We start from the raw sequence: 16,797 nt of genomic DNA, 5'->3' as shown, positions 1-16,797 counted from the left end.
ATTATTTTATATTCCTTTCTAAAAGTTTAAATTCATCAATTGCAGCCATATGATTATACAGTACGCGATAAGCTGTTTGTAATAGCGGCAAGTTAAGCCCGAGACGCAAGACTGTAGCCATCAGTCCCTTCGTTGCAAAATATCCTTCGGTGACCATACCCATAAGTTCGCGTGCCTCGAAAACCGAATAGCCCTGCCCCAGGTATTTACCAAACGTCCGGTTGCGACTATGCACGGAATAACCAGTTACCAGGAGGTCGCCCAAATAAGTAGAGCTGCCGAGTCGGACATTGGGAGCGCCAAAAGCACACAGCAGCCGCTGCAATTCGTCAATGGCATTAGCGACCAGAACAGACATAAAATTGTCGCCATAGTGTAGTCCCTCAGCCATGCCACAGACAATGCCGACCACATTTTTGTAAATAGCAGCATACTCTACGCCCATTGTATCCCGACTATAATTCACCTGCATATAGCTTGAAGCAAAGCCCTTAGAGATCTTACGGATAAATGTTTCATTCGGGCCGCATAAGGTCATATAGGTTTTCTTGTTTCTGGCGATTTCTTCAGCGTGGCAAGGGCCCGCTATAATTGCCTGCTGAAAATCTTTAAGCTCAAAATACATGGCGAGATAAGCACTGGGGAGCAAATTGTTGGAGCCGACAGTCCCTTTGATTGCCGTAATCACGAATTTTTCGGCGAGGGCCTCTTTGGGAATTGATGCACAAACAATGTCCAGCTGCGCACTCGGCACGACGAATAGAATTACTTTCGATCGGACCAACACTTCGTCCAGTTGATCGGACGCATAAATTTTTGTATTATCAAGTTTTAAAAACGATAGGTAGTCAGGGTTTACAGCATCACTATTGATCGAGCGCACCTGTTCAGAACGCCGCATATACCAATTGACAAAGATGCCATTTTCTGTCAAAATTTTAACCAGGGCCGTAGCCCAACTCCCACCACCTATCACACTAATCTCATTCAAATCGTTGGGGGTTTTTAAGATGCAAAAACAGAAAATTTTTGCCATCAGGTTATCTATTAATTTACAAATATACGTAAAAATTAATCATTAAGCAAATTTAAAGCGCCAAAACAAGCATAAATGGGTACTTATCCCTTTAAAATCCGTTTTTTTATTTCTTCGTAAATTTGTCTGTTCATATGAAAAATTTAAACATGCTTAACTTCAATGAACGGTCATCAAGTTCAATTTACCAGTCCATTTACGATCTTCTCGCAAAATTAGGTCTACCCGAACAGCAAGCACACATAGTTACCGCATTGGGACTTCTTCTCGCTTTAGCGCTCCTGCTTTATGCACTTGATTATATCATGCGTCAGGTACTTTATTCGGTATTAAATAAAATTGCGCGACGGACTTCGACCAAATGGGATGATTATCTGTTGGAAAATAAGGTGCATGTGCGCCTGAGCCGTACCGTACTTGTGCTGCTTACGCGTCAGCTGCTTCCGGTGATCTTTCTGGGATTTCCGATACTCACCGCAGCTATTGTCAAGTTTCTCGATTTATTGATTTTGGTCATGATCTATCAGCTGGCAAATAGCTTATTAAAAACCTGCCGGGATATTTTTCGAACATCCAAAGGTTTTAAAGACAAACCCATCGACAGTTATCTGCAGGTGGTTCAGATCTTTCTTATTTTTGTGATCGGTACACTGGTGGTTTCTCTCCTGACGGGCAATTCGCCCTGGTCATTTCTCGTTTCATTGGGAGCTGCATCCGCCATCCTGATGCTGGTATTTAAGGATACCATCTTGGGTTTTGTGGCCAGTATACAAGTGTCTGCCAACGACTCGGTACGTGTAGGCGACTGGATTGAAATACCCAAATATGGTGTGGATGGTGACGTCTTGCAGATCAATCTAAACAATGTGAAGATACAGAACTGGGACAAAACCATTGTCACCATACCGACCTACACTCTTCTCAGCGATTCTTTCAAAAACTACCGGGGCATGCAGGAAACAGGTGGACGCCGTATAAAACGTGCGCTGAATATTAAAATGTCTTCGGTCCGCTATTTAAGCGAGGACGAAATAACAGCATTGAAAAAAATCCACCTGCTGACACCCTATATTGAAAAGCGAGAACAGGAAATTGCCGATTACAATAAAACCTGGAATACCGATACCTCTTCACCCGTCAATGGCCGGAGGATGACCAATGTCGGACTTTTTAGGGCTTACGTGCTGGCCTATGCCAAACATAACCCAAACATTCACCAGGAACTGACCCTACTGGTGCGTCAGCTAGCACCAAGCGAATATGGTATCCCCTTGGAACTTTACATGTTTACCAAGGGAACACAATGGGTATATTTTGAAGATACCATGGCCGATATTTTTGACCACCTATTGGCTGCTATCAAGCACTTCCACCTGCAGGTATTCGAACTGCCAGCATCCGATGATATGCGTTTGATAGTCTCCAAAGCTCCGGGCTCTTAATAGCTTCAACTTAGAAATTTATATCTGCCTACCGATTAATAAATCGAAAATCGGTAGGCAGAAATCCAATTAGATACAAGCTCGGGAATGACTTCATTTAAGCAAGATAAGACCGATATAAGACATTATCTCAGATTCTTGTTGGCATTGCTACTGATAAACATTTCATTTTTCTCTTCCGAGATTATTTCCAAGAAGCGCTCATAATGTTTCAGGACATCGCTTATCAGCTCATTTTTTGTAAAGTACTGGACATCGTAACCCTCACGGGCATCTCCAAAATAAGATTTTGGAAAGTAAGTTTTCTTATCGGCTAGGTCAGGAAGATTTTCTTCTTCGACGACATAATCGGATACCACTTTAAACTGATTCTTGACGCCATATATAAAATTGTTGATTAGGTCGTGTCGGATTTCAATCGCTATTCGATTTGGTTCATCCAACTCATGGATCTTTGCTTCAATACCATTCTCCTTAAACTCAGCCTGCAAATCTTCTAACGCTGCCTTCACTGTGTTCCTCATAAACTCATCGACCGATTCACGGCTTTTAAACGAAACAATCTGTTGCAAGCGGTCTTTCCAAAATTCTCCTGACCAGGGCACAGTGCTCACCGAAAAATCACGTTCATAATAACTTCGGTCTATGGTCAATGCTTTGACCAAACTGACGCAAAAAAGCAGCATGATAATTGAAAATGGCAGTGCTGTAATAAGTGTCATGGTTTGTAAAGCCTGCAATCCACCCGTATTCAATAACATAAGGGCTAAGATGGCCAGTAAAGCACCCCAAAATATCATTTGCCATTTTGGGGATTTTACAGCATTCTTTGTTGCAATACTATTCATTACAAATATGCCCGAATCAGCTGAGGTCACAAAAAAGATAATGATAATGAGAATAACCAGATAGCTGACCATATTGGACAAAGGCAAATAGTCTAAAAATCGAAACATTAGGGCATCTGGATTATCTGCTAAAGAACTCAAAGCACCTTTAGCAATATTGATATCAAACCACATGGCGCTATTACCAAAGACCGACATCCAGATAAAATTAAATATGGTCGGTATAATGAATACCGCAGCAATAAATTCACGGATGGTCCGCCCTTTGGAAATTTTAGCAATAAATAATCCTACATAGGGAGACCATGATATCCACCAGGCCCAGTATAGAATCGTCCAATTATAAAACCAGGGTAATGTTGCCTCATCGTAAACATGTGTATCGAAAGTCAAACTAAAGAAATTGTTTACATAATTGCCTATTCCCTCTGTAAAACTGCCGATAAGATAAACTGTAGGCCCAAGAAAAAGCACAAATAGTAATAGAATAACAACAGTTATGATATTGATATTGCTCAACAGCTTAACCCCCTTATCTACCCCTGAAGTGGCTGATAAAACAGCTAACAATGTTAAGACGCCGACAATCATGATCTGATAGGTGAAATTATTATCGGGTACAAGTCCCAAGGTTTGCAATCCAGCATTTACCTGAACTACGCCAAACCCCAATGTAGTCGTAATACCAAAAAATGTACTGCAAAGCGCAAATACATCAATCGCGTTGCCCCATTTTCCATTGATCTTATTTTTCAATAAAGGATAGAAGCAACTACGAAGTGATAGCGGAAGCCGATAGCGGTATGCAAAGTACGATAGAGCCAAGCCGACCACAGCATAAATCGCCCAAGCATGTATACCCCAGTGAAAAAAAGTATACAACTGCGCATTTTTAGCTCGATTAATATAGTGGTTTCCGGCAAAAGCCTCGGTCGAAAAATGTTGCATCGGCTCTGCAACACTGAAATACATCAATCCGATCCCCATACCTGCAGCAAATAACATGGAAATCCACGAAAAGAAAGTGTATTCGGGCTTACTGTCGTTACTTCCCAGCTTGATATTACCAAACTTGCTAAACATGAGGTAAATCAGAAAAATAACAAAAAGCGTAACGGCCCAGACATATACCCAGTTGAGATTCACAAAAATAAACTGCTTTATTGTATCTAGAATACTTACCGTCAAGTTTGGAAAAAACACAGCTAGCAGACACACTCCTATGATGAAGATCAGGCTCGGAATAATGATTCCTTTGTTGAATGTCGATTTTGACAAGATCACTTGAATTAAATTTTGTTTACAATGCGGCCTTTCATTATATTTTTAACAATTAACCATATTTTTAACAACTAACCGACGCTAATGTTTCTGAAAATACGCATTCCGAATTGGCCTGTTTGAGAATTTTTCGTAACAGAATTGAAAAATACTTTCACTATATAAATATGCTATACGAAGAAGGCTAATTGTACTTATAAGTATTCCATATAACAATTCTGAAATAGATAAACAAAATCTATTCAATATTTAAGATAGTCTTAACCGCTTTTCCTATTTTTAGCAGGCCTAAGAATTCAATTATACAACATGGAAGAATTAATCAATAAAATTTACAATATCATCTGGAGTGACGCTCTTGTTTACCTCTGTCTGCTAACCGGTATTTATTTTACCATACGTTTCCGTTGCCCCCAGCTGATGCAAATTCGGGAAATGATCCGTTTACTTTTTAATGGGAGCAGTTCAGACAAAGGTATCTCCTCTTTTCAGGCCTTTTCTCTTGCTATTTCAGGACGAGTGGGCACAGGGAATATCGCTGGTGTTGCGACAGCAATTGCCATGGGCGGCCCAGGAGCTATTTTTTGGATGTGGGTGATTGCATTTTTAGGCAGTGCTTCGGCCATTGTAGAAGCTACCCTAGGCCAAATGTACAAAGAGGTAAACGATGGTGAATACCGGGGCGGCCCCGCCTACTATATCCTCAAAGGACTGAAATCCAAAACTTTTGCATGGACCTTTGCTATCGTTACGATCATCAGTACTGGATTTTTGTTACCCGGAGTCCAGAGCAATAGTATCAGTGCAGCAGTCGAGTCTGCTTTCCAACTATCGCCGAGTATCACCGGATTAGCCATAGCTGGCCTACTGGCCATTATTATCATAGGTGGCGTAAAGCGCATCAGCACCGTTGCGGAATATGTTGTACCATTTATGGCTGGCGCCTATATCCTTATGGCTTTAGTCATTATTGGACTCAATTTTACGGAAATCCCTTCAGTTATTGCATTGATCGTAAAATCTGCCTTAAACATGGAAGCTACGTTTGGTGCAGTAGCAGGCATGGCAATCTCGTGGGGCGTCAAACGGGGTATTTATAGTAATGAGGCTGGCCAGGGCACAGCTCCGCATGCGGCAGCTGCAGCCGAAGTATCGCATCCGATCAAGCAGGGTTTGGTTCAAGGATTTTCGGTCTATGTGGATACCATGTTTGTATGTACCGCTACAGCCTTAATGATACTCTTTACCGGCCAATACAATGTTGAAAATCCAGCTGGGGGATTTATTGTACAACACCTTCCGGCTACGGAAATGGGGCCAGCCTTTACCCAACAGGCCGTGTCGCACCATTTCCCGACCATTGGAAATGCGTTTGTTGCTTTGGCACTAGCCTTTTTCGCATTTACAACCATTATGGCTTATTATTATATTGCTGAAACCAACATTAGTTTTGTTAGCCGAAAGAAACAGCATAAAACTATACTTATCTGGATCTTGAGGATCCTGATCCTGGTATCCACCTATGTAGGCTGCATCAGTACTGCCAAGTCTGCCTGGACTTTGGGCGATATTGGCGTTGGACTTATGGCCTGGCTCAATCTGATCGCAATACTCCTGCTTCACAAAAAAGTGCTCTCCATTTATGCAGACTACCGTGAGCAGCAAAAGTCTAAGCAAGATGCTGTATTCGACAGCAGTAAATTCCAATTTCCAAACCTGGAATTATGGTCCAAAAAAAAAGATGATGGTTTAAAAGATATATAATGTAACAATACGTTAGTATTAAAGCTTATTGGGGAGGTAGAAGAACTAATTCCTTGCAGGAATGACTATATTGCTGCGCTTCGTTTTACGGGATAAAACAAAGTGCTGAATAGTTCACAATGGCAAATTTTAGAAAGACCTTTTACAGGAAAATAGACCAGATCAATCAATGGCGCATGAGAAAAGTTTCCAACCGAAACTTTATCATCATCTTAGCCTTTTTGGTAGGTATTGTAGGCGGATTAATGGCATCCGTTTTAAAAAGACTGACTCATTTTATTGCCACAAGTATTCAGAACGATATCGACTGGAAAGTGAAGTATTCGCTGTATTTGATTTTTCCTTTGATCGGTATTCTGCTGAGTGTATTATTTGTCCGAAAATTTATCAGAGGTAAAAAGATTGAACATGGCATAACGCCGATTATTTACGCGATCAGCCGAAAAGGAAGCCGACTGGATCCCAGTAATATTTATTCACAGGTGGTGACTTCAGCCATCACCGTTGGCTTTGGGGGATCTTGTGGTTTAGAGGCTCCGGTAGCCTTAAGCGGATCATCCATTGGTTCAAACATTGCGCGCTTTTTTGGATTACAATATAAGGAAGTGACTATGCTGCTGGCCTGTGGTGCAGCTGCAGGTATCGCGGGTGCATTTAATAGTCCTCTGGCCGGTATGATCTTTGCCATTGAGATTCTGCTGCCCGAATTTTCCATCCCTGTATTTATTCCATTGCTGATCTCCTCTGCAATGGCATCGGTGGTTTCGCGGCTGCTATACAGTGAACCCCTATTTACGAATTTTAATTCGTATTGGCAGGTATCAGCCTTATTCTTCTACCTGCTAATGGCTGTACTGATAGGCTTATACACCGTATATTTTGCGCGCGTATCTGTCGTTGTCAACCAATGGTTTCGGAAAATAAAAAATCCTTATAACAAGGTTTGGGTGAGCGGTGTCGCGCTGGGTCTTATGATCCTGGTATTTCCCGCCCTATATGGCGAGGGCTATCTGACCATACAGCAAATTCTCAACGGGCAGTTCAACGCAATTGTCAAAAATAGCCTATTCTCAGAATATCACAACATGGGTATCGTGGTTTTTGGCTATACCTTATTGACTCTATTCGGAAAATCATTTGCAGCCCTTTTTACGTTAAATGGCGGTGGCAATGGTGGCGTGTTTGGACCAAGCTTAGTGATGGGTGGCCTTTTGGGATTTGCATTCTCTTATGGGATCAATCTAACAGGGCTTGCAGAACTGAACGTTCCTAATTTTGTTGTAGCTGGCATGGCCGGTGCCCTGAGCGGCATTATGCATGCCCCTTTAACCGGCATGTTTCTGATTGCTGAAGTAACGGGCGGTTATACTTTAATGGTTCCGCTTATGCTTGTCTGTTCTATCTCCTATCTGATCAATAGAACCATACTTAAACATTCAATCTATACAAAGGTATTGGCAGAATCGGGAGACCTTATATCTTACGAAGATAAAGATCGCTCGGTATTGAGCATGATGCGGATCAAATACGTTCTGGAAACCAACTTTGTGATTTTACGTCCGGATGAAACCCCTAAATCTAGGCAGCACGATATTATTCATAGCAAAAGAAATATATTTCCCATTGTGAGCCATGATGGCAAATTCATCGGGCTGGTCAATAGCGAATATCTATTCTCGATTCTACTTGGCGAATTGGATGGTCTGTATACAACATTTGAAAAATTGGCTCAAAAACCCAATGATATCGTCGTTATTCATGAAAGTATGGAATCTGTGATGTCAAAAATGAACAAAGAAGACACTTGGATCCTGCCCGTGCTTGGACCTGAGCAAAAATATATGGGCTTTGTATCCAAATCTAGCGTATTCAATAAATACAGGGCACTGCTTATCCGTCAGGGACATTATCTCGAATAGTGAAGCGATAGCAGCCCATCTAAGTTTAAAATTGGAATTCATCTATCCGTTAACTTTTAGCAGCAGAAACATAGATGTCCTTCGGTAAAGGTAACGTATTGTCAGCGACAAGTAAGTAAGTGCATCAATTTAAAAACTTTCTATCCGTCTTTTATGGAAATCCATAGCTAGACATATCTTACCAATATGGAAGCAGAGAGCCCGAATTTTTAAATTGATAAAATCCAATTCGGGTCTTTACATCGTATATAAAAAACAAGAATGGAGAAACGCTATGAAAAAGGTATTTTTATTACTATTACTAGGATTAGGCTTATTTATGCTCAGCAAATTTAGTTTTTCACAGAAAACTAATGGTTCCAAGATAATTAAACAACAAGCTACGAACCCTATTGGCAAGAAAGATCAGGTTATTTATTTTGCCGGGGGATGTTTTTGGGGTACGGAGCATTTTTTCAAACAGGTACGCGGAGTGATCGCGACCGAAGTTGGTTATGCCAATGGCCATCTAAAGAACCCAAGCTATGAGCAGGTTTCCACTGGAAAAACGGGCTTTGCGGAGACAGTCAAAGTCACTTATGATCCAGAAGCCGTTGATTTAAAGTTACTCATAGATTTATTCCTAAAAACTATAGACCCGACCTCGGTCAACAAACAAGGAAATGATATCGGAACACAATATCGTACTGGTATTTACTATACAAATGATTCAGCCATTCCAGTTATCAAGGAAAGCCTGGCCGAACTGGCCAAAAAATATCCAGCAAAAATCGTTGTTGAGCTGGAACCCTTACAGAATTACTACGACGCTGAGACATACCATCAAAAATATCTCGACAAAAATCCAGGTGGCTACTGCCACATTGATCCAGAATTATTTGAAATGGCAAGAAAAGCCAATCCATCTACTGCCAAAGCTACCGATGCATCATCTACCTTCAAAAAAAAGGACCAAAGCACACTTAAAAAAGAACTTACAGCACTACAATATGATGTAACACAAAATCAGGCAACCGAGCGTGCCTTTGACAACGCATATAATGATGAGTTCAGAGATGGCATTTATGTGGATATTACTACTGGTGAACCACTGTTTGTCTCGACGGACAAGTTTGAATCAGGCTGTGGATGGCCCAGCTTTTCCAAACCGATCAATCCAAAGCTAGTCGAAGAATTAACTGATAATTCTCACGGCATGCGCCGCACGGAGGTACGTAGTAAAACCGGTGACGCTCATCTGGGACATGTTTTTGATGACGGTCCTGCCGACAAAGGGGGACTACGCTATTGCATCAATAGTGCCTCTCTCCAATTTGTGCCTAAAGAAGAAATGAAAGCAAAGGGTTATGAAAAATATCTGCCCTTGCTAGCCAAGAAGTAAAAGTAATAGCCCAAACGGTTTTTAGCAAAAAACTGATGTAAGTCTACATCAGTTTTTTTGCGCTACTAGGTAGAATAATACAGCACTGAGCTCTTCGCTTACATGTGAAATGATCTTTATTTACGCCATCTAAGAACTCCATCAAAAAAAATATAAAAAAAAATAGAATTTTGAAATCCAAGCTTTCCAATAAGTCGTAGATGGTTATAAGTACAGAAAATTATAAACGAAAAGACTTTTGTTATGGAAAAGACAACAAAGCCCCTCAACGATTCGCTATTGAACTCCAATGGTGAAATTGACAAAAGAGATCTCCGCAGACGGGATTTCCTGAAATTTGCTGGCGCTAGCGCTGCATCATTAGCCATTCTCGGTATGTCTAGTTGTAAAAAAGACCACGATGATGATATCGATAACGGTGGTAAAGGTTTGTATTTTGGTAGCGGCGATATTGCTATTCTCAATTACGCATATGCGCTAGAACAGCTTGAAGCTGCTTTTTATACCCAATTGGTCAATAATCCCTACTCGGGCATGACCGATATGGAAAAGGCTTTCTTTACGGATATCCGTGATCACGAGATTGCCCATCGCGAATTTTTTAAAGTCGCTCTGGGAGCCAAAGCAATCTCCAGTCTTGAATTAAATCTTTCGGGTATTAATTTCGGTAGCCGGGAAAATGTCCTGGCAACGGCCAAAACATTTGAAGATTTAGGTGTATCTGCTTACAACGGAGCTGGATGGCTTATCAAAGATCCTAATTATTTGTTATTGGCAGGCAAGATCGTTTCGGTCGAAGCGCGGCATGCTGCCTGGGTACGTGACATGATTGACAACGGCAGTTTTGCCAATATGGAAGTTGTCGATTCCAATGGTCTCGATGTTGCCAAAAGTCCAAGCGTGGTACTGAGCGCTGCAGCACCGTTTATCAAATCGAAAATCGATGTATCGGATCTACCCACTTATTAATCATCCAAAACTTACTTATCATGAATCTTTTAAACGTTTTTGAACAAATAAATGCTGTAGATCCTGAGTTCAGCGATCGCATCAGCCCACGTCGCGAAGCAATTAAAAATCTAGCTTCCATGAGTAAAAAAGTAACCCTAGCGGCACTTCCCTTTTTTGTGAGTGAACTTTTCAAAAAAGCCTATGGTGCCACAGCTCCAACGGACGTAAATGGTGTACTAAATTATGCATTGACCCTCGAATATTTAGAAGCAGAATATTATACGATGGGTGTTGCCAAAGCTGGACTTATTCCCGCGGGCAAACCGCTCGGAGCCATTACCACCATACGGGATCATGAAGTAGCTCACGTGAATTTTCTGAAACAGGTATTGGGCAGTAAGGCAGTTTCAAAGCCGACATTCGATTTTACGGCGGGTGGCACATTTGGAAATGTCTTTAGCGATTACGATACATTTTTAGCGGTTGCACAGGCATTTGAAGATACCGGGGTGAGAGCATATAAAGGACAGGCAGGCATCTTGCTTGGCAACCGCGTTGTGCTTACTGCAGCATTACAGATCCACTCTGTCGAAGCGAGGCATGCCTCACATATCCGTCAGATGCGCCGTGCACGAGGAGGTGGTGCTGCAAATCAAAAACCTTGGATTACAGGGGCAAATGATACCGGTATCGGTGCTGTCGTTGATCCTGTTTATGCTGGTGAAGACAATGTAAAACAAGCCGGAGTTGATATTACTTCGCTGTCTGGCTCCATGGGAAAAATCTCAACAAGTGCAGCCACACAATCTTTTGATGAGCCATTATCTGCGGAAGCTGTACTTAATATTGCAGGTTTATTTATCAAAGCTTAACAAAAGTCTTAATCTACCTGTGAAAATGGCCCCGGTTTGTTTAACGAATTGGGGCTTTTTCATGATTTAAGTACTATAAGTTCAGTAAAAATTTAAAGAAATAACATTCTAAATGCTTCCCATAACGCAGAGTTCGGTAAGCGTAGGAGCAGGTTTCCCCCCTCATCTTCCAAAAAACAACAGTAATGCAAGCCCTGTCACTCATCGGTCAAGCCATTTCTTAAATTCCGCCACTTTGTTTTTGCTGATCAGGATCGGCGCTGTGCTTTGCGGTTTTGTCTGAATACGTAGCTGATTGCGTCCATACATCCATATGCTGTCAATGGCATTGACATTGATAATATACTGGCGGTTGGCCCTGTAAAAGATCAGGTTGTCCAGTTCTTTTATCAAATCGTCCAAGCTACTGTTGACGGTATACTCCTGCCCTTCAAAGGTAAGCACCGTAACAATGCTGTCATTCAAAACAATATAGGCAATGTCTGCGGTATCAATCCGTATAATCTCGTCTTTCACATAGGTTATCAACCGTTTTCGGATTTTTTCTTCCTCAGCAACAAGAGGTACTTCGGGCTTCTGTCTTTGCTCCAGCTGTTTATTAAGTATCGTAAGGCTGTTCACTTCGGCATTTAACCCCCCAATCTGCTCATCAATCGCAAGCTCGTATTTACGGTAAAGCAATCGGATCAAAATATAACAGCCAGCAGTAATGAGCACAATCAACACGATTGCACCTGTCAAAAACTTGCTGTAAAGGTTTTGTAACTGTTTTTGCATCACATCGATATTGGCATGGCTAGCCAGCATCCAGTCGGTTCCTTTGACCGGATATACGCTAACAATTTCGGAACTACGACCCATATTCTCAGGAAATACACGAATACCCGAGCTTTGTTGCCCCGATTCCAGTACCTGTTGAAAACGCTGTTCCTTTGCCGTATTCGAAAAAGTAGAATTCCCAACATCAATTTTCTTTCCGACAAATGCCGGATCGGGATGACATAATTCTATTCCAGCCCGATTATACATGCATACAAATTCACTTTGTACGTCGGTATTTAATATGCTCTGCTGCAAATTACCGATGACTTGCTGCGTCGGCATACCGGCCTGCAGCTGCTGCTCCAATAACATACCGAGTTCGCGGATCTCACGTTGTCCCGACTGGATTTTCTGTTCGTTCAATGTTTCTTTGGCCTGGGTATAAAAATAATGCAGGGTGGCCATGGTTGCCAGCGAGCACAACAGCGCAATCACCGCAAAAGTGAGGATATATAATTTCGTTTTATTCACCTTAAAAATCAATACGACTAAAATACCGTTTTTAGGGCATTCATTCAAGCTGCATTATTCCCTTTTAGCAGCTATTTTTCCCCTCTCATCAACAAGTCTATCCGCTCATCGACTCATCAACGCTATGTTTGTGTAGATAAATCTTAATGGAACAATGAAAAAAATCAGATTAGTCGTATTGTCTATTGCGGTTATTATCGCACTTATGCAACTCATCCGGCCCGAACAGCCGAGCAATATCCCCAGTAGCGACCTGCCCGGTATTCCGCAGGAAGTGAATGCAATTCTCCGGAGCTCCTGCTTCGATTGCCATTCAAGCCAGACAAACCTACGCTGGTACGATCAACTGACGCCCGCAAATTATCTGGTCAATGACCATATCATAAAGGGCCGAAAAGCACTGGATTTTTCAAACTGGAGCCAGCTGACACCGGCAGTACAAAATACCAAACTCTATTATTCGCTGAATAAAATTCTATGGGGACAGATGCCATTACCCTCCTACTTGCTGGCACACCCACAGGCGGCACTGTCCGAAAAAGATATCAATACCCTAAAGGATTTTGTGCGCAGTCGTAAGGCACCTATTGGCATAGATACGATCAAAACAGACAAAATCAAACAGCAGTTTACCGATTTCGTGCGAGGGAAAATGGGCCAATCCAAACAAACCGTACAGCCCACGCCAAATGGTATCTCCTATATTTCCGACTACCGCAATTGGAATATCATCAGTATAACCGATCGTTTTGACAACGGTACCCTACGGATGATTTACGGGAATGACATTGCTGTCAGGGCGATCCAGGAAGCGCGCACAAATCCCTGGCCCGATGGCGCCGTGCTCGCCAAGGCCGCATGGAAGCAAGTCGCAAATGCAGATGGAAGCCTGTCAACAGGTGATTTTGTACAGGTCGAATTTATGATTAAAGATGCAAAGCAATATGCTGCAACAGCTGGCTGGGGCTGGGCGCGCTGGCGAGGTAAGGATCTGAAGCCCTATGGTGGCACAGCCCTGTTTACAGCCGAATGTATTGCCTGTCACCAGCCTGTCAAAGCAAATGACTTTGTCTTTACCAGACCCTTGGATCTGAAGAAATTAACAGCTAAAAACCACTAAACGATGAAAAATACAAGTTATATCGGCGTAGCACTGCTACTGACTGTAATAGCAGGCTGTACAAACCAGAACCCCGCCACCCATGCAGCATTAGGGCTCAATGAAGACGCTGCCATTCACGAACTGGCCGATCTACCCGAAAATCCACTATTGCTCCATGGCCTCACGAGTCGCATTCAGCCTCAAGATGGAACATTATCGACCCTTTACGGCAATGCCATAGCCTATAACCATGCCCACACGAAGGGAGCCGGCAACTACCCTGCCGGAGCCATACTGTATTATGTCACCTGGCAAGCGGCAGCCGATAGAGAATGGTTTGGCGCCAATGTCCCCGAGCGGATCAAAACCGTCGAACAGGTCAGGTTTACCGATGAGCACAACGCACTATACACCCAATTTACAGGCAATAAACGTGAAAGCGAAAAATCCCCCAGCCAATCGCGCATAGACCTGATCAAAAACATGAAAATCGCCGACTTCGCCGAATAAAAAAGCGGGGAAATACGCTGCCTCCGCCCGAAGTCACAAGCTGCGGACAACAAATAATCCGTTAGGGAAACGATAGGCCTATGCCCTATTTTTTCGAATAGCCTTCCATGATGTTCTTTGTTTTCAGACTTTGGTATTTTACCGTTTCTGGAGCATCTGATTTTATTATTTGTTCACAGGCATCGTATATGGCGCGACGCTGATACGAAAGTGGGAACCAGCTCAGAGCTTCCAGCGCTGTTACACGTATATCCGCCGAGTTACTTTTATCCAGAACGGTCTCAATCAACACCGGCACCATGCGGTGATAACGGTACAGACGCATGGTACGGATATCATTGAGACGTTCCTTTTCCTTTTCTTCCTTGTCCAAGATCTTTTTGGTCAGGCTCTGGGTTGCTCTCTCGCCAGAAAGAACAATTTGATCTAGTTTGTCCGCCAAAAGCTTCGCATTGCTCAAGCCGGGATTTTGTCGAATCTGCCGATCGATTTCCTGCTTGACCAGCGCTGGCTCCATAAAACTAAGCGACGTCCGCAAGCGGTAGCCCACCCGTTCGGAGTGTGGATCGCTCAGATACAGCTGGATCATATCTTTGACAAAATCATTTCCCCCAAACTCCGCCAGATCATACACTGCCAAACGACGGATTAATTCATACGAATCGGATTTAGCCGCATGCAATACCGCAAAGTAATCTGAATTTTCCAGTTGTCGTAACTGTATAAAGGCCTGTGTACGTACGGTTTCAAACGCCGATTGAAAGTAATACTGTTTTAACAAGGGGCTGACCTCTTTTTCAGGTAATATACGCGATAGATAAACCAAAGCCAGCGCCTGCAGGTCGGCATCGTTTTCCTTCAGCAGCGCTCGCCAGTAGCCCGCATTTTGATCATGCGAACCGATTGCCGTATTGATTTTCAGTCGCTCGTCGGCCTTACCTGCAAAATGATACGTTGGGTCACCCAAAATATGCGTTTCCAGATACGCCATATGTTTCATCCAATTGCCTACACGAACACCATGCTGCAGCAAACCCATAAGCTCACCCGGCCACAAATCCTGTAGCACCCCTACCGAATTGGCCACCGCCGCAATATTGTCATTGTCTGAAAAAGGATAATAGCCCGCCAGATAATTGGGCAGGTGAAAAGAGCCCGTTAGGCAGGAATTGAGGTAAACCAATGGGGCTTTGATATGTGCATCTTTGATATCGTGGATCTGCATATCCATATCGTCATTGAACAGGGAATCGGCCGCTATACTTTTGGGATCAAAAGCATCAAACATCCACTTCTCGTTTACGCCAAGGGATTCCATAAACGATTTTTTAACCGCTTCCACATCCCTTCCATCCTCTTTTGCAGAACGTAACTTGGAGCGGAGGTAACGTGCCACATTCTCCATGGAAGGCTGCGGATTAGAGGCCAATGGATAACCATTGAGCAGCTGCAGCGTGGCCGTACCATGTCCGGTCATATACGCAAAATCCACCCCCTCCCGCTTTAGTTCATTCAAAATATTGAACTTAATAAAGTTGTCGGAGCGAAAATTGATAAACTTGACCGAATTTCCCGGAAGAAATAAAGCCGGCATCTGCGATCTGAGGGCCAAGGCATCACCGATTGTTGCGTTGACCGAATTGGAGTTATAGCCATGCCCAGTCGAAGCGATCATATCATTTAACGGATTGGCCTGTGCTTTCTGCCGAACGACCTTTCTCAAATACGCCTTAATTTTTGCGATGGGATCTTCGCCATTTTCCACGGGCGGCTTGATCCGCGCCGAATAGATATCCATCTGTATATACTGCGGCGAACCAGCACTTAGGCTATAGTAAAAATAATTGGACCTCGACTTGGCCGTATCCTGTTTGATAAAGTCAAATTGCAGGTCAAAATCATCATAGTACCGGTCGGATGGCACCGAGGACTTATCCCAGCGGATATTTTGCGACATCTTAAAGGCAGAAGTCAAAAACTGCGCGTCACGCAACATGGGAATCGGAATATCACCGATCAGCACCGTACCCTCCAGGGGTTGCTTTTTTGTATATAGCCCCTTCAATAGCGTTCGGATCTCGTCCGGTTTGGCCCATTGGCTCGAAATAATATAAGTCCCCAATCCATCTTTTTCCACTGCGGCACGATAAGCATCGATCTCAGGTTTTGCCTGATCGTAGGTATGCTGATCCACAATGATCGCAAAGGTGGTGGGGCTTTTTACAGTAGGCTCCTGTATGGCTTGCGCATGGAGCTGCTTCACAGCGAACAAACTCAACGCGAGAGATAAACTGGTAAACGTAGTATGCTTCATATTAAGATGTATTAAAATACGCATAAAGATGCACACAAATGTACAGTAACTTTATTTAAAACGATTAAAAATAATATATTTTAT

At 42.8% G+C, this 16,797-nt stretch carries 12 protein-coding genes; 8 read left to right on the top strand and 4 right to left on the bottom strand.

The features are described 5' to 3' along the window. Position 1: 1 nt before the first annotated feature. On the bottom strand, positions 2 to 1,036 hold the full coding sequence (locus tag AB1Z56_RS05010; RefSeq protein ID WP_426791312.1) for an NAD(P)H-dependent glycerol-3-phosphate dehydrogenase: 1,035 nt from the start codon (positions 1,034 to 1,036) through the stop codon (positions 2 to 4). Positions 1,037 to 1,170: 134 nt separating this feature from the next. On the opposite strand from AB1Z56_RS05010, the gene AB1Z56_RS05005 reads away from it, so the two are divergent. Then, a complete protein-coding gene (locus AB1Z56_RS05005; RefSeq protein ID WP_426791311.1) occupies positions 1,171 to 2,478 on the top strand; it encodes a mechanosensitive ion channel family protein in 1,308 nt (435 codons plus the stop codon). 125 nt (positions 2,479 to 2,603) lie between these two features. Here the strand turns inward: AB1Z56_RS05005 and AB1Z56_RS05000 are convergent, their stop codons facing one another. After that, positions 2,604 to 4,610, bottom strand: coding sequence for a BCCT family transporter (locus tag AB1Z56_RS05000; RefSeq protein ID WP_426791310.1), 2,007 nt, complete (start codon positions 4,608 to 4,610; stop codon positions 2,604 to 2,606). Between the two features lie 306 nt (positions 4,611 to 4,916). Between AB1Z56_RS05000 and AB1Z56_RS04995 the strand changes: the two genes are divergently transcribed. From AB1Z56_RS04995 to AB1Z56_RS04975, 5 genes are all read left to right on the top strand, one after another. Continuing rightward, complete coding sequence (locus AB1Z56_RS04995) at positions 4,917 to 6,371, top strand: alanine/glycine:cation symporter family protein (protein WP_426791309.1); 1,455 nt, start codon at positions 4,917 to 4,919, stop codon at positions 6,369 to 6,371. Between the two features lie 119 nt (positions 6,372 to 6,490). Beyond that, entirely contained in the window at positions 6,491 to 8,290 is a 1,800-nt protein-coding gene (locus tag AB1Z56_RS04990) for a chloride channel protein (protein WP_426791308.1), read from the top strand. 274 nt (positions 8,291 to 8,564) lie between these two features. Continuing rightward, a complete protein-coding gene (msrB, locus tag AB1Z56_RS04985; RefSeq protein WP_426791307.1) occupies positions 8,565 to 9,671 on the top strand; it encodes a peptide-methionine (R)-S-oxide reductase MsrB in 1,107 nt (368 codons plus the stop codon). Positions 9,672 to 9,914: 243 nt separating this feature from the next. Continuing rightward, positions 9,915 to 10,640 (top strand): ferritin-like domain-containing protein, encoded by a 726-nt coding sequence (locus tag AB1Z56_RS04980; protein WP_426791306.1) that lies wholly within the window; start codon positions 9,915 to 9,917, stop codon positions 10,638 to 10,640. A gap of 20 nt (positions 10,641 to 10,660) precedes the next feature. Beyond that, on the top strand, positions 10,661 to 11,494 hold the full coding sequence (locus AB1Z56_RS04975) for a ferritin-like domain-containing protein (RefSeq protein WP_426791305.1): 834 nt from the start codon (positions 10,661 to 10,663) through the stop codon (positions 11,492 to 11,494). A 201-nt stretch (positions 11,495 to 11,695) separates the two neighbouring features. On the opposite strand, the gene AB1Z56_RS04970 is transcribed toward AB1Z56_RS04975, so the two are convergent. Next, positions 11,696 to 12,787, bottom strand: a complete 1,092-nt coding sequence (locus AB1Z56_RS04970) for a LytTR family transcriptional regulator DNA-binding domain-containing protein (RefSeq protein WP_426791304.1) — start codon at positions 12,785 to 12,787, stop codon at positions 11,696 to 11,698. Positions 12,788 to 12,941: 154 nt separating this feature from the next. Between AB1Z56_RS04970 and AB1Z56_RS04965 the strand changes: the two genes are divergently transcribed. Further along, positions 12,942 to 13,907: a cytochrome P460 family protein gene (locus AB1Z56_RS04965; RefSeq protein ID WP_426791303.1), complete on the top strand. Its 966-nt coding sequence runs from the start codon at positions 12,942 to 12,944 to the stop codon at positions 13,905 to 13,907. A gap of 3 nt (positions 13,908 to 13,910) precedes the next feature. Then, entirely contained in the window at positions 13,911 to 14,399 is a 489-nt protein-coding gene (locus tag AB1Z56_RS04960) for a hypothetical protein (protein WP_426791302.1), read from the top strand. An 85-nt stretch (positions 14,400 to 14,484) separates the two neighbouring features. Here AB1Z56_RS04960 and AB1Z56_RS04955 read toward each other — a convergent pair whose 3' ends face one another. Then, the gene (locus AB1Z56_RS04955; protein WP_426791301.1) at positions 14,485 to 16,713 is read right to left on the bottom strand and encodes a HEAT repeat domain-containing protein; all 2,229 of its coding nucleotides are present in this window, start codon (positions 16,711 to 16,713) and stop codon (positions 14,485 to 14,487) included. Positions 16,714 to 16,797: the final 84 nt, after the last annotated feature.

The sequence above is a fragment of the Sphingobacterium sp. WOUb80 genome, from assembly GCF_050058145.1.
Taxonomy (GTDB): domain Bacteria; phylum Bacteroidota; class Bacteroidia; order Sphingobacteriales; family Sphingobacteriaceae; genus Sphingobacterium.
The sequence above is the reverse complement of the archived record's forward strand: the minus strand, read 5'-3'. Positions and strand labels throughout refer to the sequence as shown.

What these genes read in the sequence shown, in the direction of transcription:
- AB1Z56_RS05010 (WP_426791312.1), bottom strand. Translation starts at nt 1,036, where the DNA reads ATGGCAAAAATTTTCTGTTTTTGCATCTTAAAAACCCCCAACGATTTG.
- AB1Z56_RS05005 (WP_426791311.1), top strand. Translation starts at nt 1,171, where the DNA reads ATGAAAAATTTAAACATGCTTAACTTCAATGAACGGTCATCAAGTTCA.
- AB1Z56_RS04995 (WP_426791309.1), top strand. Translation starts at nt 4,917, where the DNA reads ATGGAAGAATTAATCAATAAAATTTACAATATCATCTGGAGTGACGCT.
- AB1Z56_RS04990 (WP_426791308.1), top strand. Translation starts at nt 6,491, where the DNA reads ATGGCAAATTTTAGAAAGACCTTTTACAGGAAAATAGACCAGATCAAT.
- msrB (WP_426791307.1), top strand. Translation starts at nt 8,565, where the DNA reads ATGAAAAAGGTATTTTTATTACTATTACTAGGATTAGGCTTATTTATG.
- AB1Z56_RS04980 (WP_426791306.1), top strand. Translation starts at nt 9,915, where the DNA reads ATGGAAAAGACAACAAAGCCCCTCAACGATTCGCTATTGAACTCCAAT.
- AB1Z56_RS04975 (WP_426791305.1), top strand. Translation starts at nt 10,661, where the DNA reads ATGAATCTTTTAAACGTTTTTGAACAAATAAATGCTGTAGATCCTGAG.
- AB1Z56_RS04965 (WP_426791303.1), top strand. Translation starts at nt 12,942, where the DNA reads ATGAAAAAAATCAGATTAGTCGTATTGTCTATTGCGGTTATTATCGCA.
- AB1Z56_RS04960 (WP_426791302.1), top strand. Translation starts at nt 13,911, where the DNA reads ATGAAAAATACAAGTTATATCGGCGTAGCACTGCTACTGACTGTAATA.
- AB1Z56_RS04955 (WP_426791301.1), bottom strand. Translation starts at nt 16,713, where the DNA reads ATGAAGCATACTACGTTTACCAGTTTATCTCTCGCGTTGAGTTTGTTC.